Here is a 23,984-nt window from a genome sequence, read left to right as displayed (position 1 = left end):
ACATTTCATAACATGCATCTTAAATATTTGTTTTTGCTGTGCTACGCTAAAAAAAACAAAGATAAGGAGCGGATCATCTGATGGGAAAAAAACAGCTAGTTCTTGTTGGAAATGGAATGGCCGGGGTAAGAGCGATTGAAGAAATACTGCGTGTTTCAAAAGACGAATTCGAGATTACAATATTCGGGGCCGAACCTCATCCCAACTATAACCGAATCCTTCTGTCAAAAGTGCTGCAAGGCGATACCGACATTCAAGACATTACGTTAAACGATTGGAACTGGTACAAAGAAAACAACATTCAGCTGTATACCGGTGAAACAGTCATCAAAGTCGACACGGAAAACAAAACCGTCATCACCGATGCAGACAGAATCCAGCCTTACGATGAACTCATCCTGGCGACAGGCTCTGTCCCTTTTATCCTTCCGATTCCGGGCGCAGACAAACAAGGCGTCACGGCTTTCCGGGATATAAAAGATACCGACACGATGCTCTCCGCGTCAAAACAATATAAAAAAGCAGCCGTCATCGGCGGAGGACTGCTTGGTTTGGAAGCCGCACGCGGACTGCTGAATCTCGGAATGGACGTGTCTGTCATCCACCTCGCCCCATTCCTGATGGAGCGCCAGCTTGACGCAGCGGCGGGACGCCTGCTGCAAAACGAATTAGAAAAACAAGGCATGACCTTTTTCCTTGAAAAGCAAACCGAAGAAATTCTCGGTACTGACCGTGTCGAAGGGGTACGCTTCAAAGACGGCACAAGCATCGAAGCTGACCTGGTCGTCATGGCGGTCGGCATCCGCCCGAATACACAGCTTGGCACAGAAAGCGGCATTCCGGTAAACCGCGGAATCATTGTCAACGATTATATGCAGACTGACATTCCGCACATTTACGCGGTCGGTGAATGTGCCGAGCACCGCGGAATCGCATACGGTCTTGTGGCGCCGCTCTATGAACAGGCAAAAGTGCTGGCCAAACATATTTGCGGCATTGAAACAAAACCGTATGAAGGCTCCGTTCTCTCCACTCAATTAAAGGTATCAGGCGTCGAAGTCTTCTCTGCCGGTGACTTTAACGAATCAGAGGACAAAAAAGCGATTAAAGTGTTCGATGAGCAGGACGGCATTTATAAAAAAATCGTCCTGAGGGGCAATCAAATTGTCGGCGCTGTTTTGTTCGGCGACAGCAGCGAGGGCGGCCGCCTGTTTTCTATGATTCAAAAAGAAGCCGATATCTCCGAAACTTCCAAAATATCAATCTTACAGCCTCTTGATCAGGAAGCAGGCGCAAGCATGACCGCGGCGATGAGCGACGATGAAATCATCTGCGGATGCAACGGCGTTTCAAAAGGCGCGATTATTCAAGCCATTCAGGAAAAAGACTGCACATCTACGGACGAAATCAAAGCATGCACCGGGGCATCCCGTTCCTGCGGAGGCTGTAAACCGCTCGTGGAAGACATTCTTCAATATACACTGGGCTCAGAATTTGACGCGTCCGCGCAAAAAGAAGCGATTTGCGGCTGCACATCACTGTCGAGAGATGAAGTCGTAGAAGAAATCAAAGCCAAAGGGCTGTCCCATACAAGAGAAATCATGAACGTGCTCGGCTGGAAAACGCCGGAGGGCTGCTCCAAATGCCGTCCTGCCCTCAACTACTACTTAGGCATGATTAATCCGGCTACATACGAGGATGACAGAACATCCCGTTTTGTAAACGAACGGATGCACGCCAATATTCAAAAAGACGGAACATACTCAGTCGTTCCCCGGATGTACGGCGGCGTGACCAACTCTCAGGATCTCCGCAAGATCGCCGATGTCGTCGACAAATATGAGATCCCGCTCGTTAAAATGACAGGCGGCCAGCGAATTGATCTCATCGGCGTCAAAAAAGAAGACCTGCCGAAAGTATGGGCCGAGCTTGATATGCCGTCAGGCTACGCGTACGGAAAAACACTCCGCACGGTAAAAACGTGCGTAGGCGAACAATTCTGCCGCTTCGGCACGCAAGACTCCATGGCACTGGGCATTGCGCTTGAGAAAAAATTCGAAGGGCTCAATACGCCTCATAAGGTCAAAATGGCCGTGTCCGCCTGCCCGCGGAACTGTGCGGAATCAGGCATTAAGGACCTTGGCGTTGTCGGCATCGACGGAGGCTGGGAGCTTTATGTCGGCGGAAACGGCGGAACCCATTTGCGCGCCGGTGATTTGCTGATGAAAGTAAAAACGAATGAAGAAGTCTTAGAATATGCGGGGGCTTACCTTCAGTACTACAGAGAAACGGCAAACTATCTGGAGCGGACATCCGCATGGCTTGAGCGCGTCGGTTTATCTCATGTCCAATCCGTATTAAACGATCCGGAAAAACGGCAGGAGCTCAACGACAGAATGAATGAGACACTCTCTGTCCACAAAGATCCGTGGCAATACTTCCTTAAAGATAAAAAAGCATCTAAAGATCTATTCGAAAATGTCGTCACGACTTCATAAAACAGTAAGGGGGAACGGACATGGTGAATAAAGATATGACAAAGGTTTGCATAGGCAAAGTAAACGAATTACCCGAGGAGTTAGGAAAAACCGTATATATAGAAGATAAAGAGCTTGCCGTATTTAAGCTTTCTGACGGGAGCGTCCGCGCCGTCGAAAACCGCTGTCCCCATAAAGGGGGCGTCCTGGCTGAAGGCATCGTCAGCGGAGAATACGTCTTCTGCCCGATGCATGACTGGAAAATCTCCTTAGAAGACGGAAAAGTCCAAGAGCCGGATCATGGCTGTGTCAAAACATACGAAACACTGATTGAAGGAGAGAATGTATACCTCCTGTATTGAGCAAAGACCGGATCACTTTTTCAAGTGGTCCTTCATTTTTTAAATTGCTGAAGGGATGACGCCATCATGAAAAACGGAATCGTATATTTTGTCGGTGCCGGACCAGGAGACCCGGGGCTGATCACCGTAAAAGGAAAACAGGCTCTGGAGAAAGCGGATATTATTTTGTATGACCGGCTCGCAAACCCAAAGTTTCTTGAATATGCCTCACCGGACTGCCGGTTCATTTATTGCGGAAAGCTGCCCGACCGCCATTTTATGAAACAGTCTGAGATAAATGCCCTGCTGATTGAAAAAGCGGCGGAGGGCTTCACCGTTGTCCGCTTGAAAGGCGGAGACCCAAGTGTGTTCGGCAGAGTCGGCGAAGAAGCAGAGGCGCTTCATCAGCACGGCATCCGCTACGAAATGGTGCCCGGCATCACCTCGGGAATCGCAGCGCCGCTGTATGCGGGAGTCCCCGTCACCCATCGTGATTTCGCTTCGTCCTTCGCGATGATCACCGCTCATGATACATCATTGCACGGCAGGCCGAATCTCGACTGGGAAGGGCTTGCCCGAAGCGTTCAAACGCTTGTGTTTTATATGGGCGTTAAAAATCTGTCATTTATATGCCGTAAGCTTACGGAGTACGGAAAATCCCCTTCCGTTCCCGTACTCGTCATTCAATGGGGGACGTGGGGGCGGCAGCGGAGCGTTAAAGGAACGCTTCAGGATATCCATGAAAAAGTTCAAAGCCAAAACATCACCAACCCAGCCATTATCGTCATCGGTGATATTGTCAATTTTCAAACACACAGCTGGTTTGAAAGCAAGCCGTTCATCGGGCAGCATATCATGGTTGTCACTCATGGCGATGAAGAACACACATTGACAGACAAGCTGCGCGAATATGGCGCCGATGTTATTGAATGGCCGAAGCGGATCGTTAAAAAAATGCCCGCAAACGAAAATATCCTGAAACAGATCAGTACCTTTGAACAACTATTTTTCACATCACGCCTTGCGGTATGCGAATTCTTTGACACACTGGCTTTCAAGCAGATCGACATCCGCCGGGTGACCTCAAGCCTGAATGCAGCGACTGAAGCCGCAAAGACGGAACTGACAAAACGGGGCTTTCTCCTATCCGAATGTCAAATTGATTCTCCGCATTCACTCATTGTAGGAAGCCGTCAAGCAGCAGAAAACTTGTCAGACTCAAAATCATGCCCGTTTTATATCACCCATGAACATATCGCAGATGAGCGGTTCACTTCCATGATCGAACGCACGATCAGTGAGTCTCCTCTGCAAATGATTATCTGTACTGGCAAAGAATCCGCTCAGCATTTGATCAGCGCCGGAAAACAAATCGGCATATCACCGGATCCGTCAGCAAACCGCCCTCCCGTCATCTGCATGGGCGAAGACGTCCCCGCCGGCTGCGGGTTTACCGCCGTGAAAAATCAGGAACAGTTATTTGCGTTTATACGAAATGAAATGAAAGACATGCTCGTTCACAGCTGATACGCCGGAATGCTTTTCTGACCCCCCAGACTCAACATCGGGGGTCAGCCCTTTTTTATTGTGTCACCAATTTTTTATGGTGAGTCGAATACATCGCCATCTGATCCGCCTGCGGGTCCAAATAGGCTTTGGCGCTGTTCACGGCGGTCGGCCCCTCCGTGAAACCGCCTGCAATCAATCTGAGCTTACTTTCATAATGGGCGGCGTCACCGGCGACAAACACGCCCGGAAGATTCGTCCGCATATGTCTGTCAGCTTTAATCCTGCCTTCTTCTATCTCAAGCCCCCAGTCCTTCATCGGACCGAGATCAATTTTAAACCCGTGGTTGATAATGAGCTCATCAAGCTTGATGACTTCAGAAAGTCCGGACTCGGTTTGGCAAATGGTGACGCTCTCGATCCGTTCTCCGGTGCCGTTGAGATGCTTCAGACGATATGGCGCAAGCACCCGCACGGAAGACCGCTTCATTTTCGCCACGCTGCTTTCCAAACCGCCGAACTCCTCCCTGCGGTGCAAGACGGTAACAGACGCCGCAATCGGTTCCAGCTCATTCGCCCAGTCAACCGCGGTATCTCCCCCTCCGGAAATCACGACATGCTTATCTCGAAACGCATCAAGCTTCTCCACCTTATAATGAAGGTTCTTTCCCGAATAACGGCTCGCATCCGCGCTGTCAAGTTCATTGACCTCAAGCGTCCCCATGCCGACGGCCAAAATCACCGTGCGTGTATAGTGCTTTTCCCCTTCGGAACTTTCCAGCACAATGGTTCCGTCTTCCAGCCGTTCAAATCCGGTCACCCGCTGATTCAACACGATATCCGGCTTAAATGTCGCAGCCTGTTCCTTCAGCTGCTTAATCAGCTGTTCTCCGGCAATCCCGGGTATTCCGCCGATATCACGGATGATTTTTTCAGGGAAAAACATAGACACTTTCCCTCCGAGCCGCGGCAAAAACTCGATCACTTTCGTTTTCAGCTCGCGCATCCCGCAATAAAAAGCCGCAAACAGGCCGATCGGGCCTCCGCCTATAATCGTGACGTCATACACCTCATGATTTTCCGCCATCGTTCTGCCTCCCGTTTATATCTATACTTCAAACATTTTTAATTGAGAATCAATATCAATGAAAGTATAACACATATTGAGGAGAAGTGTTTATTCATTTCTCTCTTGCGGAAAAGGAGTGATTCAGAAGTGAGGTTCTGAGATTGATAAGCGGGAAGGTATTAAAACTGAAACCAGTACGGCGACTGGTTTCTTTTTTATCTCTTTTTCATCAGCATGATATCGAGATACAGCTGGCACCTTGTCCTGAAGTCGTTTAAATTAATTGATGTCATGTCAAGAATCTGTTTGATACGGTAGTTCAATGTGTTTTGATGAATAAAAAGCTGTTCTGCGGCTGGTTTTGTTTTGCAGTTATTGAGGAGATAGATTTCTAACGTTTTCAGCAGTTCGGTACTGCTTTCTCTGTCTTTGGCTTTTAATAACGCTAAATCTTCGTTTACATATTCCAGTGAGGCGTTTTTTTCTTCGATGCTTTCAAGATAGCGGTAAATCCCGAGCTTACTGTATTCGTACGGGATATTTTCCTGATTTCCGGTAATTTCGGCGGCCTTTATGACTTCAAGGGCCTCTATATAACTTTTGCCGAGCTTCAGGATGCTGCTGTATTCATTGCCGATTCCGATATAGATGGGAGTGGGGATCTTCTGAAAGTGAAAATGAGTCAGCAGTTTGTGGGTGAATTCAGATGCTGCCGAAGTGCCGGAGCTTTTTTGCGAGAAGCTTGCGACGACGATGACAATATTGGAATCAATGGTTAAGACGTGACTGACTTTATCCCGCAAATTCAAGTACGATTTGATATTTTCCTTCACATCTTCGACTGCCTCCCCATCCCCATTCGCGGCATGCAGGACGACTACTGAAAAAACCGACGGCAGCACGGCGTTCATCTTTTCCGCTTCCCGCCTGAACTCCTTTTCAGAGGAGAATTGCTGAAAGATCGCCCGTTTCACCAGGTCTTCCGCTCTCTCTTCTTTTTCCTGTTTCAGCCGGTTCGTTTTATAGATGATTTTTCCGACATGGAATGAAGTTTCATATAAAAAATCGAGCTCCTCGTCCGTCAAGTTTCGGTCGAGCTCCTGAATCCAGATGTAGCCCATCACTTCGCCTTTATGTTTTGCGCTTACAACCACTCTCTGATTCAGTCCGATACTGTCTATTTTTTCGACACGGAACGGTTCAGGAACGGTTTTCAGCTTTTCGATCACCCCGTCCTTCAGAAACCTTTCAAAAATCTGCACGGGGCATTTTTTTGAAAATATCGTCTGCTGGTTGGCGGAGTCGAAGTGATTAATGTAATAAGAATTATAGGCAAGCAAAAAGAAATCCGCGCTTTCCAGAATAACGGGCTTCTGCAATTCATAACTGATGAAATCAATTAATTTATCAATGTCCGTAAATGAAAAAACTCTCTCTAAAAGCTCTTCCATACCTATTTCTCCTATGCTCTTTTTATCTTTATCATACTCTGCGGGGTGACTTTTTGTATAGAAAAAAATTCACATAATCCCAAAACGGCATGATCCGGAATTCTGTATCGTGAAAAGAGGAAAAAGGGCGGTCCCTTCTTCCTCTCGTTCCTTGCTTTTATTGAGAAAGTGTATCACGGTACTCATGAAACTGATCTGTGACATCTTTTGACGGAGCCTGTGTCAATAAGCTGACGACAAATACAGCGGCAAGGCTTACAGCAAAGCCCGGAATGATTTCGTACAAAAAGTCTGAAAGACCGGCATTCGCCCAAATGATTACGGTAATCGCTCCCGCAATCATGCCGGCGAGTGCCCCCCATTTCGTCATCCGTTTCCAAAATAAACTGAGCAGTACGACCGGCCCGAATGAAGCGCCGAATCCCGCCCATGCATAGCTGACAAGACCAAGTATCGTGTTGTTTTTCTCCCAGGCGAGCACCAAAGCGATGATTGACACCGCAAGCACTGCCATTCTCCCCAGAAATACGAGTTCCTTATCAGAAGCTGAACGCCTGAACATGGACTTATACAAGTCCTCCACTAAAGAACTGGACGTAACGAGCAGCTGAGACGAAATCGTACTCATAATGGCCGCTAAAATCGCAGAAATGAGAAATCCCGTAATAATCGGGTGGAACAGAATGTTGCCGAGCTGAATAAAAATGGTTTCCGGATCAGCCAGCTTCAGTCCGTTCTGGTGGTAATACGCGATTCCCGCAAGACCCGTAAACAGCGCGCCTAGTGCAGACAAAATCATCCATCCCATTCCGATCCGTCTGGCACGTTTGATTTCTTTCACAGACGTGATCGCCATAAAGCGCACAATAATATGCGGCTGCCCGAAATAGCCGAGCCCCCACGCAAATAAAGAAATAATGCCAAGGACGGTCGTCCCTTTGAACATGTTAAACAGTTCCGGGTTGACGGAACGGATATCGGCAACGGTTTCCCCCGGGCCGCCCGTATGGAAAATCGTCACAATCGGCACAAGAATAAGCGCCACAAACATAATGATCCCTTGAACAAAGTCCGTCCAGCTTACCGCCAAAAAGCCCCCGAACAAGGTGTAGGCGACAACGACGCCTGTCACGACCCACAGTCCCGTGTGGTAATTCAACCCTAAAATGCTGTTGAATAAGACACCTCCGGATACCATGCCGGATGATACGTAAAATGTGAAAAAGACGAGAATGACAAGACCCGAAAACAGTCTGAGAAGCTTCGTATGATCACCGAAACGGTTTTCAAGGAAACCCGGAATGGTGATGGAATTCCCCGCTTTTTCGGTATACGTTCTCAGTCTCGGCGCCACGAAAAGCCAGTTCGCCCACGCCCCGAGCACAAGCCCGAGCACAATCCAAGCGCCGCTTAATCCTGTCGAGAACATAGCACCCGGAAGCCCCATCAAGAGCCATCCGCTCATATCCGCCGCTCCCGCGCTGAGCGCTGTGACGGCAGGGCCTAAAGAACGCCCCCCGAGCATGTAATCCGTCAGATTTGACGTCCGTCTGTAGGCGAAATAACCGATAAACAGCATACCCGCCATATAAATACAAATGGAAATAATCAACTGAATGTTTGCTATGGCATTTCCTCCTCCGCTTTATATGTTTATGGTGAAATGGACACCCCCCGCGAGGAGGATGCCCATTCAGTCCCTCTTAAAACATTTCACTGATTGTTTTCGCCTGCATGTGGAGGGCCAAATAATCCGGGCCGCCCGCTTTTGAATCAGTGCCGGACATTTTGAAGCCTCCGAACGGATGGTAGCCGACAATCGCTCCCGTACAATTGCGGTTGAAGTACAGGTTGCCGACATGGAATTCCTGTTTCGCCCGTTCAATATGTTTGCGGTTATTTGTAATGACCGCGCCTGTCAAACCATATTCAGTATTGTTGGCCACTTCTAAAGCTTCATCAAAGTTTGACACTTTAGAAAACGCCACGACAGGCCCGAAAATTTCTTCCTGCATGAGTCTTGCTTTCGGATCAAGATCAGCGAAGATCGTCGGCTTGATAAAGTAGCCTTTTGAATCATCTCCGGTGCCGCCGCTTACTAAACGGCCTTCTTCTTTTCCGATTTCAATGTAGCTCATGATCTTGTCGTAAGAACCTTGGTCGATGACAGGCCCCATATAAACATCTGCACTGTCAGGTTTAGCAGTTACTTTTGATTCCGTAATTTCAATGACACGCTCTAATACTTGATCATACACTTTTTCATGGACAACTGCACGTGAACCTGCAGAACATTTTTGTCCCGCGAAGCCGAATGCTGATGTAAAGATGGATTGAGCCGCCAATTCAATGTCCGCATCTTCGTCAACGACAACCGTATCTTTACCGCCCATTTCTGCAATGACGCGTTTCAGATGCTGTTGGCCCGGCTGCACTTTCGCCGCGCGTTCGAAAATTCTCGTACCGACTTCACGTGATCCTGTAAATGTGATAAGGCTTGTTTTCGGATGGTCAACAAGATAATCGCCTACTTCTGCTCCGCTTCCCGGCACAAAGTTGACTACGCCTTTTGGCAATCCGGACTCTTCAAGCACCTCAACAAATTTTGCTGCAATAACAGGTGTAGCACTCGCAGGTTTTAGAACCACTGTGTTTCCAGTAACGATCGGCGCCACTGTTGTTCCTGCCATGATCGCAAACAAGAAGTTCCACGGCGGAATAACAACTGTCACTCCAGTCGGCGTGTACACATATTGGTTTTTCTCGCCCTCACGGCTGTTGACCGGTTTGCCTTTTGCCAGTTCGATCATTTGGCGTGCATAATACTCCATGAAGTCAATCGCTTCAGCCGTATCTGCATCAGCTTCGTTCCAAGGTTTTCCCGCTTCCTTGACGAGCAGGGCGGAGAATTCGTGCTTTCTGCGGCGGACTTTGGCAGCTGCGCGGAACAAAACGGCCGCTCTTTCTTCAGGGGATGTGTATCTCCACTCTTCGAACGCTTTCGCAGCAGCTTCAATCGCTTGCTCAGCGTGCTCCTGGGACGCCTTTGACACTTTTCCGACGACTTCTTCTTTATCAGCCGGATTGATTGAAACGATTTTCGCTTCCGTCTCTACCTTTTCACCGTTGATGACGAGCGGATAATCTTTTCCCAGATACTCATTTACCGTCGCAAGCGCTTTCTTAAATTCTTCAACGTTCGATTGATCTTGGAAATTCGTGAATGGTTCGTGTTTATAAGGTGTAGTCATTGTCATCTCTCCCTTTTTTACTTCTTAGTCATCCCTTTAAAGGCGAATGCGATGTTTGAGGGGCGTTCGGCGAGCCGTCTCATGAAATAGCCGTACCAGTCATCCCCGTAAGGCAGGTAGACTCTCATGCGGTATCCTTCTTCCACCAGGCTGAGCTGGGTTTGCGAGCGCATGCCGTACAGCATCTGAAACTCAAAACGGTCGTTTGGAATGCCGTGCTCTTTGGCAAGCTGTTTTGTAAACTCGATCATTTTGTCATCATGCGTGGCAACTGCCGTATAATGTCCTTTTAAAAGCTGTTTGCGGATGAGTCTTTTATAATTTTCATCGACGTCGCTTTTTTCAGGATAGGCCACCTTTTCCGATTCTTTATAGGCCCCTTTGACAAGCCGCAGAAACGGATTCAGCGGGCTGAGGTCGTCAAGATCCTTCTCCGTTCTGTACAGATAGGCCTGCACCACGGTGCTTACATATTCATACCGGCTCCGGAAGTCTTTAAAGATATCCAGCGTTTTCTGGCATCTCGTTTCATCTTCCATGTCAATCGTCACCATGACTTTATGTTTTTCAGCCGTCTGGAGGATTTTCGTCATATTTTCATAGACGAGATCGAGATCTATATCAAGACCTAAAGACGTCATTTTTAATGACACTTGGGAATTCAGCTGTTCATCAGCGATTAAGGCGATGGTCTGCATGCACTCCTCGGTGCGTTCTTTCGCGACATCACCGCTGTTGACAAATTCCCCCAAATGATCGACAGTAACTGACAGCCCCTGGCTGTTCAAATGTCGGATTGTCGGGATAGAACTGCGGAAATCCATTCCTCCGATGATTTTGCCGGCTGCCACACGGCTTCCCCAGCTTCGCGCCATCTTATTGAGAAAGCTGCTCTTGGATAAAAATAAGAAAAAATCTCTTGTAATCACTTCCAACCTTAACACCCCGCAATCTAAGAAGTATTTGTATGAGTCTATTGTAAATGGACAAAACATCCTCTCACAATATTCTAAAAATACAAAGATTCTGATAAATTTTTGTGGTTTTACCACAATCAGCTTCTTAGATAGCAGGCGGATTATGCCGAAAAAAGGCGGACGGAAATGACGGCAATCGTCAATTTCCGCCTTTTTCCCCCCACGCCTCTTCGACGGTCTGAATCAATAGCCGATTCAGTTCCTCCGTTATGTCAGGTTTCGGCGTTTTGATCGTTTTGACATAGTGCCCGATGCGTTCTATTTCTTCTTCTATAAATGCATGAATGATCGTATTTCTGGGTTCCGGAGCCAGCTCCTGACCGCTTTTTTTCCTTGTAAGCAGTGTATTGATTTCAGAAATGAGCGCTTCATCCGTCAATAAGGCATCGGCCAGTACGGGAAATGACATCGGCGGTACGGAGCCGAACGTTTCAATCCATCTGCAGGCAAGGAGAGGACGCAGAACATAAAAATACTTTTTAATCTTTACTTCACTGCCCCGCAATTCCGTTTTTTCATTCCGTTTTGCCATATTGAGATAATGATAGATGCCGGCTTCAGGCGAAAAGGCGCGGATTTTCAGTTTTCGAAGCTTTTCAGCCGCTGAGAAAGCTTCATAATAGATCATCTCAGAAGAGAGCCATTCCAAAAGAGGCGGATTTGATTTTTTAAAAAGCCTAAGCGCTTTTCTCAGTTCCCAGCCGCTGATGTCAAGCATGTCATGAATCGGCTCTTCTATGACATCCCTATGCGGTTCGATCGAAAAGTACCATTCTTTTTTCGGCACATAGAGAAACCGCACATCGTAGTCGCTGTCGCTTGACGGAAACCCCCATGCGCGGCTCCCTGATTCTACGGCGTAAAGCACCTTGACGCCGTGCTGTGCTTCAATTCGTTTTAATTCTTCGATGATCCTTTGTTTCATCTGTATCCGTCCTTTTCCGTGATCATTCCTGAAAAAAGCCCAAGTACTTGGGCTTTTCGCTGTCGTCAGCCTTTCAGATGCGCTTTCAGAAAGGCCAGCTTTTCCGTATGGAAAGAAGGTATGTATTCATGTCCGAAATACCGGTAAACCTTCAATTCTTTTTCCGTTTCCAGATGATTGTACGCGGCAAATACCGTCGACGGCGGGGTCACACGGTCAATCAGCCCGATGGACATGAGCACCGGAACTTTTACGCGGTCCGCCAGATTCATGATATCAAAATAGGCCAGTGTATTCATCGCGGCCTTCTCCGTTTCAGGGCTGCCGTTCTTTCTGAAAAAGGAGTTAATCTCAAGATACGGCTCATCAAGAGCGACATCAATGGCCCGCTCAAAATTGCTTAAATAAGGATAATCGGCCGCAACCGCTCTCGGAATGTCAGATAGTGCCGCCGCGGCGATTGAAAGTCCGCCTCCCTGGCTCCCGCCGATGACGGCGATCCTCGTTTCATCAACTTCATCAAAGCCGCTGATGACTTCCAAAGCCCGGACGGCGTCTAAGTACACGCCGCGGTAATAATATGTATCTTTATCTAAAATCCCTTTCGTCATCCAGCCGGGAACGTGTCCGTGCGGTGAGACGCTTGTATCTGTGCTGCTGTGCTGGCCGCGGACAAGCATGCCGAACGCGGCATATCCGTGAAGCGCCCAATTTACGATGTCATGTATATCCCCGTCATAGCTCGCATTATAGCCGTGATATTTCACGATGGCCGGATGCGGTCCTTGCCGGTCGGGAATGGCGTACCATCCCTCAATTTCCGCCTTGCCGAAGCTTCGGTATGTCAGCCGGAATACTTTCACGCCGTCAGCCGGGTAGCTTTCAGCCGTCAATTCAGGCTTTGCCTCTTCCTTTGCAAGCTCATGTAATGATGATGCCCAAAAATCCGAAAAGTCATGAGGAGCGGTTTTATTTGGTTTATAGGTTTGCAGTTGGTCGAGCGGCAAGTCGTATAATTGCATATCCGATTATTCTCCTTTGTTTTATAAGATTTAATTTTCTGACTCTATCTTAACACGATTTTACACTCATTTTCTAAACATTTTAATAAACGTTTGTTTAAAAACAAAAAAGCCGTGCGCTCACAGCGTCACGGCTCTTTTTACATCGGCTGATACAGGTCCCAGCCGATTTTTAACGTTTCTACGATATAATCGGCGATTTCTTCTGGTTCCAGATTATCCGTCGCCACTTTTGAATTATGTTTATCATAGATGCTTTGGCGCTCGTTAAAGAGCTGCTGCATTTCATCCATGGAACGGTTATGCAGAACGGGACGGCTTTCAATCAGCAGATCAGCCCGCTGCTTCCAATTCTCCCATGATAAATCAAGATGGAGCACGAGACAGTTTTCAAGGCAGCACTGTCTGATTTCCTCTTGTTTAAACGAACCGCCCCCAAGCGACACGATCTTGAATTTCGTATTACGGCAAATATCTAATATATAATCCTTTTCGGTCTGACGGAAAAAGGCTTCACCCTTCTGCTCAAACATTTCAGGGATGGACATATTGAAATCTTTCTCAATCTGCAAATCAATATCAATAAAGTCTCTGTATAGTTTCTTAGCGACCAGCTGGCCGATTGTTGTCTTTCCGACACCCATGAATCCGATCAGTACGATATTTCTTTCTCTTACGGGAATGGCACGTTTTGCGTTCATCTTCGGCGAAATCCTCCTAAGAAATGAAAAAGTTATGTTTATTATATGATAACTCAATATTGAAATATAGAGATAATGCAATGAAAGAAAACCCATCCTTTATAAGAAGAGATGAGTTTTTCTTTCTATCGGAGCTTAATGCGTTCCACCTTTCCGACAATGAAAATATAAGAAAATGCCCCGATAAATGCGACAGCGCCGACAAACAGAATCGCTCCGTTATAAGAACCGGTCGCAGAAACGATAAACCCGATGATAAGCGGGGTGATAATACCGGCCATATTGGCGAAAAAGCTAAAGACGCCCCCTGCCAATCCGATTGTTTCGCTTGGCGCGACCTCACTCAGCATCGTCCAGGATATGTTGGACATGCCCTGCGCAAAAGAAGCAATGGATAAGATCGTCAAAACCGCGGGAGCAGAATCCGTAACATTCGCAAGCACGATGGAGCCTGTCAGCAGAAGACCGAGGATGACGGGCGTTTTCCGGGCAACGTTCACCGACACCCCCCGTTTCATCATGCCGTCAGACCAATACCCGCCGAACAATACGCCGAAAAAGGCGGCGATATACGGAATTGATGCGGCGAAGCCGACTTTTAAGAAAGCCATGTGCTTTGCCTCCGCCAGATAAGTCGGAAACCATGTCAAAAAGAAGAACAGCGTGGAGGCTACGGCGAATTGGCCGATATACAATCCGACAAGCTTGCGGTATTTTAGAAGCTGGACGAAATCCGCCCACGATATCCTGCCGGCTGAATCAGACACCTCAGTCAGTCCGCCGCCTTCTTTAATATAATCAAGCTCCTCACGATTCACTTTCCGATACCCGTTCGGCTCGTGATACATTTTAAACCAGAAAATGGAGAAAACAATTCCGAGCACCCCTGAGGAAATAAATACGGCGCGCCAGTCAAATGCCGTTAACACCCAGAATAAAACCGGTGTGGCGAACGCCAGCCCGACATATTCCCCCGCCGTATAAACACCCGTCGCAAAGGCGCGTTCCCGCCTTGGAAACCATGTCGTGACAATCCGGTTGTTTGCCGGAAACGCCGGCGATTCAGCTATGCCGATGAGCAGGCGGCAGCCGAATAGAAACCCGAAACTTGTCGCAAAAGCTTGTACTCCGGTAAAAACCGACCACACAAATAAAGAAATTCCGTATGTCCGTTTTGACCCGAATTTATCCAAAATGAGCCCGCCTGGAATCTGCATCCCCGTATAGGTCCAGCTGAACGCAGAAAAAACGATGCCCAAAAGCGCGGGGCTTAGGTTCAGCGAATGTTGAATGGATGGGCCGACAATAGATACACTGGCTCGGTCTATATAATTAATCGCAGTGATAAAAAACAAAAGAACCAATATCACATAACGAGCGCGAGTCGGTTTATTGCGGACGGGACTGAAGGCCCTCAGCTCCGTTTCTTTTTTCAATGGCTTCTCCCCCCTTACTCGAATGAAATTAATTGTACAACACTTCGGTTAATTATTTAATACTTTGACGCAAAAAAGCGTTAAACAATTTGTGTGCCGCACTGACCTGATGCAGACACACCCCGCTTATAAAAAAGTGTCTGCCCTTTTCACCTGTTTATCCGTATCGCACCCGGGGAAAAAGTACACATATGATAGACAGTTACGGGAGGATTACCGATGAAACTGAGTTTTTGCACAACAGGATTTAAGAAAAAGCATATTTTTGACATCATTTCTTTCGCGAAGGAGCACTCCTTTGAGGGAATCGAACTGTGGTACGGACACGGTAAACAATATATAGAGGAAATCGGCCCGCTCGACAGGCTTTATCAGCAGCTTCAGGAGGTAGGCATCGGGGTGCCTGCCGTCAGTTTGTACACTGACTTCGCCACTCAGGATGAAAGGCAGGCGTTAAAGGATGTTCAAAGGGCATTAAGCGCGGCACGACAGCTGCACAGTCCCTTGATCAGAGTCTTTGCCGGCAATCTTCCTTCGCACCGGACGTCACCGGAAAAGTGGCAACGTGCGGTTGATCAATTTCAGCAGGCGGCACGGCTCGCAGATGACTATGAAGTCGATATCGGGCTTGAGATTCATTACGATACGTACGCGGATACACCGGAGGCGGCGCTGGCATTTTTGGAGGATGTCGGACATCCGCGGGTCCGCACCATTTTTGACGGCTCCAACCTACACGTCAATCACGTTGACCAAATGTCCGCTTTGGAAAAACTGTATCATACCGTCAGCCACATTCATCTGAAAAACTATCACTGGAATTTTGACAACTGGTATCTCAGCAAGCCAACTCCGATTTTTCAAGGAGATCTCGATCAAAAAGCATTTTTAAAAGAGCTGATGAACAGACAATATGACGGTTTTGTTTCTCTTGAGTATTTTGGGGAACATGCCTTTACGCATATAAAGGAATCGCTCCGCGAATATACGTCTGTTTTTTCCCGCTGACTCTTCGATCGAAGGGTCTTTTTTTGTATCATATAGAAAAAGGGGGATATCATGATGATCATTTGGATAAATGGGGCTTTCGGTTCCGGAAAAACACAAACAGCGTTTGAACTGCACAGAAGACTGAAACCGTCTTACATATATGATCCTGAAAAGATGGGGTTTGCGATGCGTTCGATGATACCGCCGGATATCGCTGAAGATGACTTTCAAAGCTACCCTCTGTGGCGGGAATTCAATTACAGCATGCTTTCCTATTTGTCAGATACATATCAGGGCATCATCATTGTGCCCATGGCCATTACGAACGATCAATACTTCCATGACATTATCAGCAGGCTGAGACAGGATGGCCGGACCATTCACCACTTTACCCTGCTGGCTTCAAAGGAAACATTGCTGAAACGCCTGCGCACCAGAGCGGAAGGAAAAAACTCCTGGGCCGCAAAACAAATCGACCGCTGCATCAACAGCCTGTCTGATAGCCTCTTCACAGAACATCTCCATACAGACCAAATGTCTATTCAGCAGGTCGCAGAAACGATCGCTGCCCAAGCAAATCTGCCTCTTGAGCCTGATTTGAGAGGCAGCCTTCGAAGATTCAACGACAGATTGATGGTGAAGCTGAATCATATCCGTATCAAATAAAAAAACGTTTTGAAAACATGTCCCTGATCCATGCAAATGGATCAATAAATAAAAAGCCCCTCTGAAGGTTAAGAAAAAAATTTTAGAAATACAGAAGGAATTTTATGGATAATCATCTAATTATTAACACTGTAACACATTTCATTTGAAAAGGGAGTGCTCGAAATGAAATTCAAAAAAGTGTTAACCGGTTCTGCGCTGTCTCTTGCCTTACTGATGTCTGCCGCTCCTGCCTTTGCCGCATCACCAACAGCATCCGCATCCGCGGAAAATAGCCCAATCTCAACGAAAGCAGATGCCGGCATTAATGCCATCAAACTCGTTCAAAGCCCTAACGGCAACTTCGCTGCTTCTTTCGTTTTAGATGGAACAACGTGGATTTTCAAAAGCAAATACTATGACAGCAGCAAAGGGTATTGGGTAGGGATTTATGAAAGTGTAGATAAATAAAAATGAGATAAACAAAAAACCTCCCTTTCAAAAGGGAGGTTTTTTTCATTCTATTTCCACCAATCATCAAACATTGATGCCGGCACCTGGCGCTTATGCTCCGTACTGAGATAGCGTTTTTCCAGCGCCTCAATCACTTCGGAAGAAACGTCCTTGCCTTCTAAATAATCATCAATGTCATTGTATGTGATGCCGAGTTCGGTCTCATCAGTCTGCTGCGGTTTTTCATCAAGCAGATCGGCCGTCGGTAATTTCAAATACAGGCGTTCCGGCGCGCCGAGCTCTTCTAATAAACGTCTGCCCTGGCGTTTCGTTAATCCGGTCAGCGGCAGCAGATCAGCTCCGCCGTCACCGTATTTCGTGAAGAAACCGGTCACCGCCTCGGCCGCATGGTCGGTTCCGATGACAAGCAGCCCCTCTTGTCCGCCGATGGCATATTGAGCGATCATTCTCATTCTGGCCTTTACATTTCCTTTGTTAAAGTCAGACAGCTGATCGCCCGTGTCTTTTTTATACTGATCAGCGAACGCGCTGACAGCGGACTTAATATCAAATGTCCATGATTTATCAGGTTTAATGAATTTGAGCGCCAATTGGGCGTCATCCTCATCCTGCTGTGTGCCGTGCGGAAGGCGGACGGCGATAAATTCCGCATTTCCGCCTTCTTCTCTGATGCTCTCAGCCGCCAATTGGGCGAGGCGTCCCGCAAGCGTGGAATCCTGCCCCCCGCTGATGCCGAGCACAAAGCCTTTGGCACCTGTTTTTTTCAAATATTGTTTCAGAAAGTTCACTCTGTCCTCAATTTCTTGTTTCGGATCAATTGAGGGCTTTACATGGAGATCATTCATAATTTGTTTCTGGATGCTCATCCCAATCACTCCTCCTGCATTGTTTCTTTATGATCCATTTCCCGTTCATGCTGAAAATGAATCATGCCACTATGTACGACTCTCTGTTAAATATAGCACAGGTGCAGATTTTAAGTGAATCAAATACACCGGGATCAGCTGATTTCCACCCGCAGCGCCGTGATGCTGTCTCCGTTGCATTTTCCTTTTTCAATCGGACAGGATGAAAACGCGACGACGAGATCCATTTCCGCACGGAGCCGTACATAATCACCCGCGTCAGAAAGAGGCGTTTCGACTGATAAGTTCCCCTTCTCATCGAGCACCGTGTTCATAAAGATGGCAAATGGGTAATGCATATGCGGCCGCGGCACCCCGAACGGTTCAAGCGCCCCGCTCATATTGTCATAGCACGTATCCTGGAGCTCGTCTTTATGCTTTCCGTATAAAAGCCTGTTCATATCCGGACGGCAGGCGGGAAGCAGCAGGTCATGCTTGCCGACTGTATCCTCAATCAGCGTCAGCATCGGCTTGTATAAATTCGAATAAATATGATCACCCGTTTTTACATGAATGGACTGGTTGGCATCAATCGTCGCGCCCTGATCAAGATGTTCATAAAAGTCCTTGGCATGATACGCCGTAAAATCAGCCACCTGCTGCCCTTCCACATCGACTACTTTTATAATCTGCCCTTTGTGAACCTTCAGGCCGAGCCCTTTTTTCGGCGGTACAATAAATTGCTGTGTCATCAGACTGCTCCTTTTTTTCTTCTATTATGAACTTCGGCCGTTTGTTTCATGTAAAGCAATTTATTGGATGTATATTCCCCTTCTGACGGCCGCAATCTAAGCTTTGATAAAGGGGTTGAACTTCATGGGTAAATCACAGGACCAGCCTAAAGGGAATCTCGCTTGGTGGCAGCTCTCCTTAATCGGCGTCGGCTGCACAATCGGGACGGGATTTTTTCTCGGGTCCAGCATCGCTATTGTCAAAAGCGGATATTCCGCGCTGATCTCATTTCTGATTGCCGGGCTTGGCACCTATTTTGTCTTTGAGCAGCTCGCGAAGCTTTCGGCTAAACAGCCCGAAAAGGGGTCTTTTTGCGCTTATGCGAGAAAGGCTTTCGGCACTTGGGCCGGTTTCAGCAACGGATGGGTGTACTGGTCGTCCGAGATGCTGATCACGGGAAGCCAGCTGACAGCGATCTCGCTTTTTACGAAGCATTGGTTTCCGAATGTGCCGCTGTGGATTTTCGCCTCCATCTATGCGGTGCTCGGTCTTTTGATTATATTTACGGGGCTGTCCGTTTTTCAAAAAACGGAAAATGTGCTCGCTGTTGTCAAGACAGCGGCGATTTTTATGTTTATCGTGATCGCCATATTGGCGCTGTGCGGTATATTTTCTCATAAACCGGATGTGCAGGTGCCGAACGAATCAAAGGATTTGTTCCCGCACGGAGCGATGGGGTTATGGACCGGATTGATTTATGCGTTTTACGCCTTCGGAGGAATTGAAGTCTTGGGGCTGATGACCGTGCATTTGAAAAAGCCGGAGGAAGCCTCAAAATCAGGCCGGCTGATGCTTGCCGTTCTTGCGGTGATTTACGTCATTTCTCTCGGCCTGGCGCTGCTGTTAGTGCCGCTGGGCAAATTCACCGAACAGGACAGCCCGTTTATTACATCGCTGAAGGGTTTTCATTTAGATATCATTCTTGATATTTTTAACGGGATTTTTATTATTGCGGGATTTTCCACGCTCGTCGCCTCGCTGTTTGCCGTGACGACATTGCTTTGTACGATGGCAGATGACGGAGATGCGCCGAAATGCTTCAGATTAAAGGAAAACAAAAAAATCTGCTGGCCTGCGCTCGGATTAACATTTGCCGGACTCATCGTCTCCATCATCCTGTCATTGGTGCTGCCGAAAAATATATATGAACACATGACAACCGCGGCGGGCCTCATGCTTCTTTATACGTGGCTGTTCATTTTGTTCTCGGGCAAGAAACTGCTCGAACCGACAAAGATGGGAACCGCACAGATTTTTATCGCCCTTGTGCTGATTGTCGCGGCCGTCTCCGGGACGCTGTTTGAGAAATCGAGCCGGCCCGGTTTTCTGGTCAGCCTTTGTTTTCTCGCCGTCATTGCGATCGTGACATGGATCGTACAAAAAAAGCAGGGACACAGCCCTGCCGGATCATAGCTTATTTCGTCGGTTTAAACAGCCTCTTTAAATAAGAAAAGGGACACTTTGACACTTCCGTCTCATCATCACGGAGGAAATATTGCTTCCATTCTAAATTGTCTTTTCCTCCGTACCACCCCAATCGGGGATGAAGAGGGGCTTCGTCATATGCCTCTAAACGTTTTCTGATCAGCCGGCTCATGTTTCGTCCGAACGCGGTTGAATCGTTTAATCCTTCGAAAACCCATCTCGGCTGAAACGCCAGCATAAAAAACGGAAAGCTTCTGCTTTGTCTCGCTTCATGTGCAGGCGTCGCGCACAGAATAAAATACGGCTCGCCGTCAAAGCAGAACTCCCATTTATAATGTTCAGGGTCTTCCGGTATGTCTTCCGGCCAGTCTTTCGGGTCGCAGCCGCTCAGCCGGTTTAAAAAAGACCAGAACAGCTCTTCATACGCATCAACGGAATAATGCTCAGCTAAATCCTCAGGCGTATCAAAAATCACAAGCAGCGACGCGTATTTTCCGGTATTCCTTGAGATCTTTCCGTACTCGGACAGCAGCATCCCCACTTCCTCCGGGGTTCCCTCTTCGCGGGGATCACCCGCAAAAGATATCCGGAGCTGATCTGTCAAAAATCCCTGCCGTCCGGGAATGCACGGAAACGCGTCCGCTTTATCGCCTACTTTTTCTGATAGAAGCTCAAAAGCGACTCTCTGCCAATTTGGCAGATCCAATAACTTTTCCTCAAGGCAACTTTTTGTGTACAGCTCGCTTGCCATCGGCCCACCTCCAGTATCGTCAGGATACGTTATGATGGAGACAGGCGATGGGTGACAGTCCTTCTATTTATAAGAAGAGCATTTGAATCGCCTGCCAGCCGAAATAAAATCCGAAAACGATCAAAGACACACCCGCCGCTCCCGTCAGCCAGCGAAGCGCTGTTTCATGAAGAAGATTTCTGAAAGTGCTCGCGGCGATCGCCATGCAGAAATCCCAGATCAAAATGCCAAGGAGAATGCCGGAGCTGTAAATCAAAAGCTGGTTCGCATCGAAGGATTCAGCGGTTTTTGCGAGAATGCTCCCGTATATGCCGAGCCAGAATAAAATGCTCAGCGGATTGGAAAGAGAAATAAAAAATCCCGCGCCGAATGTTTTGTAAAAAGCCGGTTTTCCTTTTTCGCTTCTGACATTCATGGCTTCCCTTATATTTTTTAACGTTTCGACTCCCGTATAGGTCAGCACGAAAAAACCGAAGAGCCACAAAAACGTTTTTACAAAAGGAGCGGTCAAAAATTGAGACAGCCCGAAATAGATCAGAATCATATACAGCCCGTCCGCGGCCATGGCGCCAAGACCGAAAATCCATGCATGCCAAAAGCCGTTTTTGATGCCTTTGTCAATTTGCGCCGCATTGACCGGTCCGACAGGTGCTGACAATGACAGCCCGAGAACGATGTAGCTTAAAAAGATGTTCATTGGCTTCCCCCTCATTCATGCAACTTGTACAAGTTATTCATGAATGGGCCGTGCTATGATATATTATTTTAATTTCTCAAGCTCGTCTTCCATCATGTCCGTCGCTTTTCCTAAAAAATCGAATATCAGCCGCAGTTCTTCTTCTTTATATTGCCGGCAAAGGCTGATCGTGGACTGGGATAAGGAGCTGAACAATTGCTTCACATTCGCTTTTCCGGCTGTCAGCGGCACGATAATCACCCGACGTTTGTCTTCGGGGTCTTTTTTCCTCATGACATATCCCGCTTTTTCGAGCCGGTCAATGAGCGCCGTTACCGAACCTGTGCTGAGACCGGTTTTTTTCCCAAGCTCGCCTGCGGTCATCGGGCCTGCTTCATTTAAGATATCAGCTGATTTTAAATCGGTCGGAAACAGATCGAGAGATTGAGCGGCCGCCTGATGAAAAAGGATCGTCCTTGTGGCCATCTTTCGGAATAACTGTATCGCGGTTTCCTCCGTCTCGCTTCTGGTATTTCTTGTTGACAACTGACAGGCCTCCCTATAAAATCAATTTATCTTGACGATCAAGATAATTTTCGGCAAATCTAATATGATCATAGCAAATTTAATGATCAAAAGTAAGTATGGGAGGAAAAAGCATGGAACAAACAGCCGCGAAGGACGCCTCGACGAAGTTTGTCGTCATCGGTCTTTTGCTGGGCATTTTAATGTCGGCTATGGATAATACAATCGTTGCCACTGCGATGGGAAATATCGTGGCGGACCTCGGAAGTTTCGATAAGTTCGCGTGGGTGACGGCATCATACATGGTAGCCGTTATGGCCGGTATGCCGATTTACGGAAAACTGTCCGATATGTACGGACGCAAACGTTTCTTTTTATTCGGTCTTATTCTTTTCTTAATCGGATCCGCGTTATGCGGAATCGCCCAAACAATGGATCAGCTCATTATTTACCGCGTCATTCAGGGAATCGGCGGAGGCGCGCTGATGCCGATCGCCTTCACGATCATTTTTGATTTATTTCCGCCGGAAAAACGCGGAAAAATGTCGGGCATGTTCGGTGCCGTTTTCGGCCTGTCCAGCGTTCTCGGGCCGCTTTTAGGCGCGCTCATTACCGACTCCATCAGCTGGCACTGGGTGTTTTACATCAACGTGCCGATCGGTATTTTATCATTGTTTTTCATTCTTCGTTATTATAAAGAATCTCTTGAACACAAGAAACAGAAAATCGACTGGGCCGGCGCAATCACGCTGGTGGTTTCCATTGTCGGTCTGATGTTCGCTCTTGAGCTCGGCGGAAAAACGTATGATTGGAACTCCGTGCAGATCATCGGTCTGTTCGCTGTGTTCGCCGTGTTCTTTATCGCCTTTTTTATTGTGGAAAGAAAAGCGGAAGAACCGATTATCTCATTTTGGATGTTTAAAAACCGTTTATTTGCTACGGCACAGATTCTGGCGTTCCTTTACGGAGCCACGTTCGTCATTTTAGCGGTGTTTATCCCGATCTTCGTTCAGGCTGTGTACGGAAGCACCGCGACAAGCGCCGGCTTTATTTTGACGCCGATGATGATCGGTTCTGTTATCGGAAGTATGATCGGCGGAATTTTCCAGACAAAAGTGCGGTTCCGCACTTTAATGCTGATTTCCGTGGTCGCTTTCTTTATCGGAATGCTGCTGCTTTCCAATATGACACCGGATACGGCGCGTACGATGCTGACGGTATTCATGCTGATCTCCGGATTCGGCGTCGGCTTCAACTTCTCACTGCTGCCGGCTGCGTCCATGAACGATCTGGAGCCGCGTTACCGCGGAAGCGCCAACTCAACAAACTCGTTTTTGAGATCATTCGGTATGACGCTCGGTGTGACGATTTTCGGAACCATCCAGACGAATGTGTTTACCAACAAGCTCACAGATTCATTCAGCGGCATGAAAGGAGCGGGCGGCGCGATGCAGAACATCGGAAATCCGCAGGAGATTTTCCAGGCCGGCACGCGCGCTCATATTCCGCCGCACATTCTGGATCGCATTATTGACGCCATGTCGCAAAGCATCACATATGTATTTACGCTTGCGCTGGCGCCGATCGTCATTGCGGCCGTTACCATTTTGTTTATGGGAAAAGCGAGAGTAAAAACCTCTCAGGAAATGGCGAAAAAAGCGAATTAAAAAAAGCAGTACATGGCGTTTGTCATGTACTGCTTTTT

At 47.6% G+C, this 23,984-nt stretch carries 22 protein-coding genes; 8 read left to right on the top strand and 14 right to left on the bottom strand.

Going from position 1 to position 23,984, the window contains the following annotated elements; translation table 11 throughout:
- Positions 1-80 precede the first annotated feature (80 nt).
- The 3 genes from nasD to cobA all read left to right on the top strand — a co-directional run bounded on the left by nasD (position 81) and on the right by cobA (position 4,345).
- Positions 81-2,498, top strand: a complete 2,418-nt coding sequence (gene nasD, locus NSQ37_RS07055) for an NADPH-nitrite reductase (RefSeq protein WP_341123455.1) — start codon at positions 81-83, stop codon at positions 2,496-2,498.
- Between the two features lie 20 nt (positions 2,499-2,518).
- Positions 2,519-2,839 (top strand): nitrite reductase small subunit NirD, encoded by a 321-nt coding sequence (gene nirD / locus NSQ37_RS07050; RefSeq protein WP_007409365.1) that lies wholly within the window; start codon positions 2,519-2,521, stop codon positions 2,837-2,839.
- Between the two features lie 66 nt (positions 2,840-2,905).
- Positions 2,906-4,345: a uroporphyrinogen-III C-methyltransferase gene (cobA, locus tag NSQ37_RS07045; RefSeq protein WP_326145693.1), complete on the top strand. Its 1,440-nt coding sequence runs from the start codon at positions 2,906-2,908 to the stop codon at positions 4,343-4,345.
- 55 nt (positions 4,346-4,400) lie between these two features.
- Here the strand turns inward: cobA and NSQ37_RS07040 are convergent, their stop codons facing one another.
- From NSQ37_RS07040 to NSQ37_RS07000, 9 genes are all read right to left on the bottom strand, one after another.
- Positions 4,401-5,411 (bottom strand): NAD(P)/FAD-dependent oxidoreductase, encoded by a 1,011-nt coding sequence (locus NSQ37_RS07040; protein ID WP_163113940.1) that lies wholly within the window; start codon positions 5,409-5,411, stop codon positions 4,401-4,403.
- Between the two features lie 197 nt (positions 5,412-5,608).
- Complete coding sequence (locus NSQ37_RS07035) at positions 5,609-6,844, bottom strand: PucR family transcriptional regulator (protein WP_108725177.1); 1,236 nt, start codon at positions 6,842-6,844, stop codon at positions 5,609-5,611.
- Positions 6,845-7,001: 157 nt separating this feature from the next.
- Positions 7,002-8,456: a sodium/proline symporter PutP gene (putP, locus tag NSQ37_RS07030; RefSeq protein ID WP_015239118.1), complete on the bottom strand. Its 1,455-nt coding sequence runs from the start codon at positions 8,454-8,456 to the stop codon at positions 7,002-7,004.
- Between the two features lie 91 nt (positions 8,457-8,547).
- Entirely contained in the window at positions 8,548-10,095 is a 1,548-nt protein-coding gene (pruA, locus tag NSQ37_RS07025) for an L-glutamate gamma-semialdehyde dehydrogenase (RefSeq protein WP_011996302.1), read from the bottom strand.
- 17 nt (positions 10,096-10,112) lie between these two features.
- Positions 10,113-11,024: a proline dehydrogenase family protein gene (locus NSQ37_RS07020; protein ID WP_087920787.1), complete on the bottom strand. Its 912-nt coding sequence runs from the start codon at positions 11,022-11,024 to the stop codon at positions 10,113-10,115.
- Between the two features lie 187 nt (positions 11,025-11,211).
- Positions 11,212-11,997: a nucleotidyltransferase domain-containing protein gene (locus NSQ37_RS07015; protein ID WP_011996301.1), complete on the bottom strand. Its 786-nt coding sequence runs from the start codon at positions 11,995-11,997 to the stop codon at positions 11,212-11,214.
- A gap of 65 nt (positions 11,998-12,062) precedes the next feature.
- Entirely contained in the window at positions 12,063-13,019 is a 957-nt protein-coding gene (gene cah, locus NSQ37_RS07010) for a cephalosporin C deacetylase (RefSeq protein ID WP_038456910.1), read from the bottom strand.
- Between the two features lie 140 nt (positions 13,020-13,159).
- Entirely contained in the window at positions 13,160-13,720 is a 561-nt protein-coding gene (locus NSQ37_RS07005; protein WP_038456909.1) for a shikimate kinase, read from the bottom strand.
- Between the two features lie 125 nt (positions 13,721-13,845).
- Positions 13,846-15,156, bottom strand: coding sequence for an MFS transporter (locus NSQ37_RS07000; protein WP_326364950.1), 1,311 nt, complete (start codon positions 15,154-15,156; stop codon positions 13,846-13,848).
- Positions 15,157-15,375: 219 nt separating this feature from the next.
- Here NSQ37_RS07000 and NSQ37_RS06995 point away from each other — a divergent pair, with 219 nt between their 5' ends.
- The 3 genes from NSQ37_RS06995 (at position 15,376) to NSQ37_RS06985 (ending at position 17,262) form a co-directional block, all read left to right on the top strand.
- Complete coding sequence (locus NSQ37_RS06995) at positions 15,376-16,164, top strand: sugar phosphate isomerase/epimerase family protein (protein ID WP_326364951.1); 789 nt, start codon at positions 15,376-15,378, stop codon at positions 16,162-16,164.
- Positions 16,165-16,218: 54 nt separating this feature from the next.
- The gene (tmrB, locus tag NSQ37_RS06990) at positions 16,219-16,812 is read left to right on the top strand and encodes a tunicamycin resistance ATP-binding TmrB (RefSeq protein ID WP_326364966.1); all 594 of its coding nucleotides are present in this window, start codon (positions 16,219-16,221) and stop codon (positions 16,810-16,812) included.
- Between the two features lie 165 nt (positions 16,813-16,977).
- A complete protein-coding gene (locus tag NSQ37_RS06985; protein ID WP_011996297.1) occupies positions 16,978-17,262 on the top strand; it encodes an antimicrobial peptide LCI in 285 nt (94 codons plus the stop codon).
- Positions 17,263-17,312: 50 nt separating this feature from the next.
- Here the strand turns inward: NSQ37_RS06985 and nadE are convergent, their stop codons facing one another.
- Together nadE and NSQ37_RS06975 are read right to left on the bottom strand one after the other, a co-directional pair.
- Positions 17,313-18,131: an ammonia-dependent NAD(+) synthetase gene (gene nadE / locus NSQ37_RS06980; RefSeq protein ID WP_007409061.1), complete on the bottom strand. Its 819-nt coding sequence runs from the start codon at positions 18,129-18,131 to the stop codon at positions 17,313-17,315.
- A 134-nt stretch (positions 18,132-18,265) separates the two neighbouring features.
- Entirely contained in the window at positions 18,266-18,862 is a 597-nt protein-coding gene (locus NSQ37_RS06975; RefSeq protein WP_011996295.1) for a DUF1989 domain-containing protein, read from the bottom strand.
- A gap of 124 nt (positions 18,863-18,986) precedes the next feature.
- Here NSQ37_RS06975 and NSQ37_RS06970 point away from each other — a divergent pair, with 124 nt between their 5' ends.
- On the top strand, positions 18,987-20,315 hold the full coding sequence (locus tag NSQ37_RS06970) for an amino acid permease (protein ID WP_341123451.1): 1,329 nt from the start codon (positions 18,987-18,989) through the stop codon (positions 20,313-20,315).
- Position 20,316: 1 nt separating this feature from the next.
- Here NSQ37_RS06970 and NSQ37_RS06965 read toward each other — a convergent pair whose 3' ends face one another.
- The 3 genes from NSQ37_RS06965 to NSQ37_RS06955 form a co-directional block, all read right to left on the bottom strand.
- On the bottom strand, positions 20,317-21,078 hold the full coding sequence (locus NSQ37_RS06965; protein ID WP_341123450.1) for a YqcI/YcgG family protein: 762 nt from the start codon (positions 21,076-21,078) through the stop codon (positions 20,317-20,319).
- Positions 21,079-21,145: 67 nt separating this feature from the next.
- Positions 21,146-21,775, bottom strand: coding sequence for a LysE family translocator (locus tag NSQ37_RS06960; RefSeq protein ID WP_341123448.1), 630 nt, complete (start codon positions 21,773-21,775; stop codon positions 21,146-21,148).
- Positions 21,776-21,838: 63 nt separating this feature from the next.
- A complete protein-coding gene (locus tag NSQ37_RS06955) occupies positions 21,839-22,300 on the bottom strand; it encodes a MarR family transcriptional regulator (protein ID WP_151280404.1) in 462 nt (153 codons plus the stop codon).
- 113 nt (positions 22,301-22,413) lie between these two features.
- Here NSQ37_RS06955 and NSQ37_RS06950 point away from each other — a divergent pair, with 113 nt between their 5' ends.
- A complete protein-coding gene (locus NSQ37_RS06950) occupies positions 22,414-23,946 on the top strand; it encodes an MDR family MFS transporter (RefSeq protein WP_015239110.1) in 1,533 nt (510 codons plus the stop codon).
- Positions 23,947-23,984 lie beyond the last annotated feature (38 nt).

Origin of the sequence: Bacillus sp. FSL P4-0334, assembly GCF_038004825.1 — a bacterium.
In the GTDB taxonomy this organism is placed as follows: domain Bacteria; phylum Bacillota; class Bacilli; order Bacillales; family Bacillaceae; genus Bacillus; species Bacillus velezensis.
Note: the sequence above shows the minus strand (reverse complement) of the source record. Positions and strands in the feature narration are given on the sequence as shown.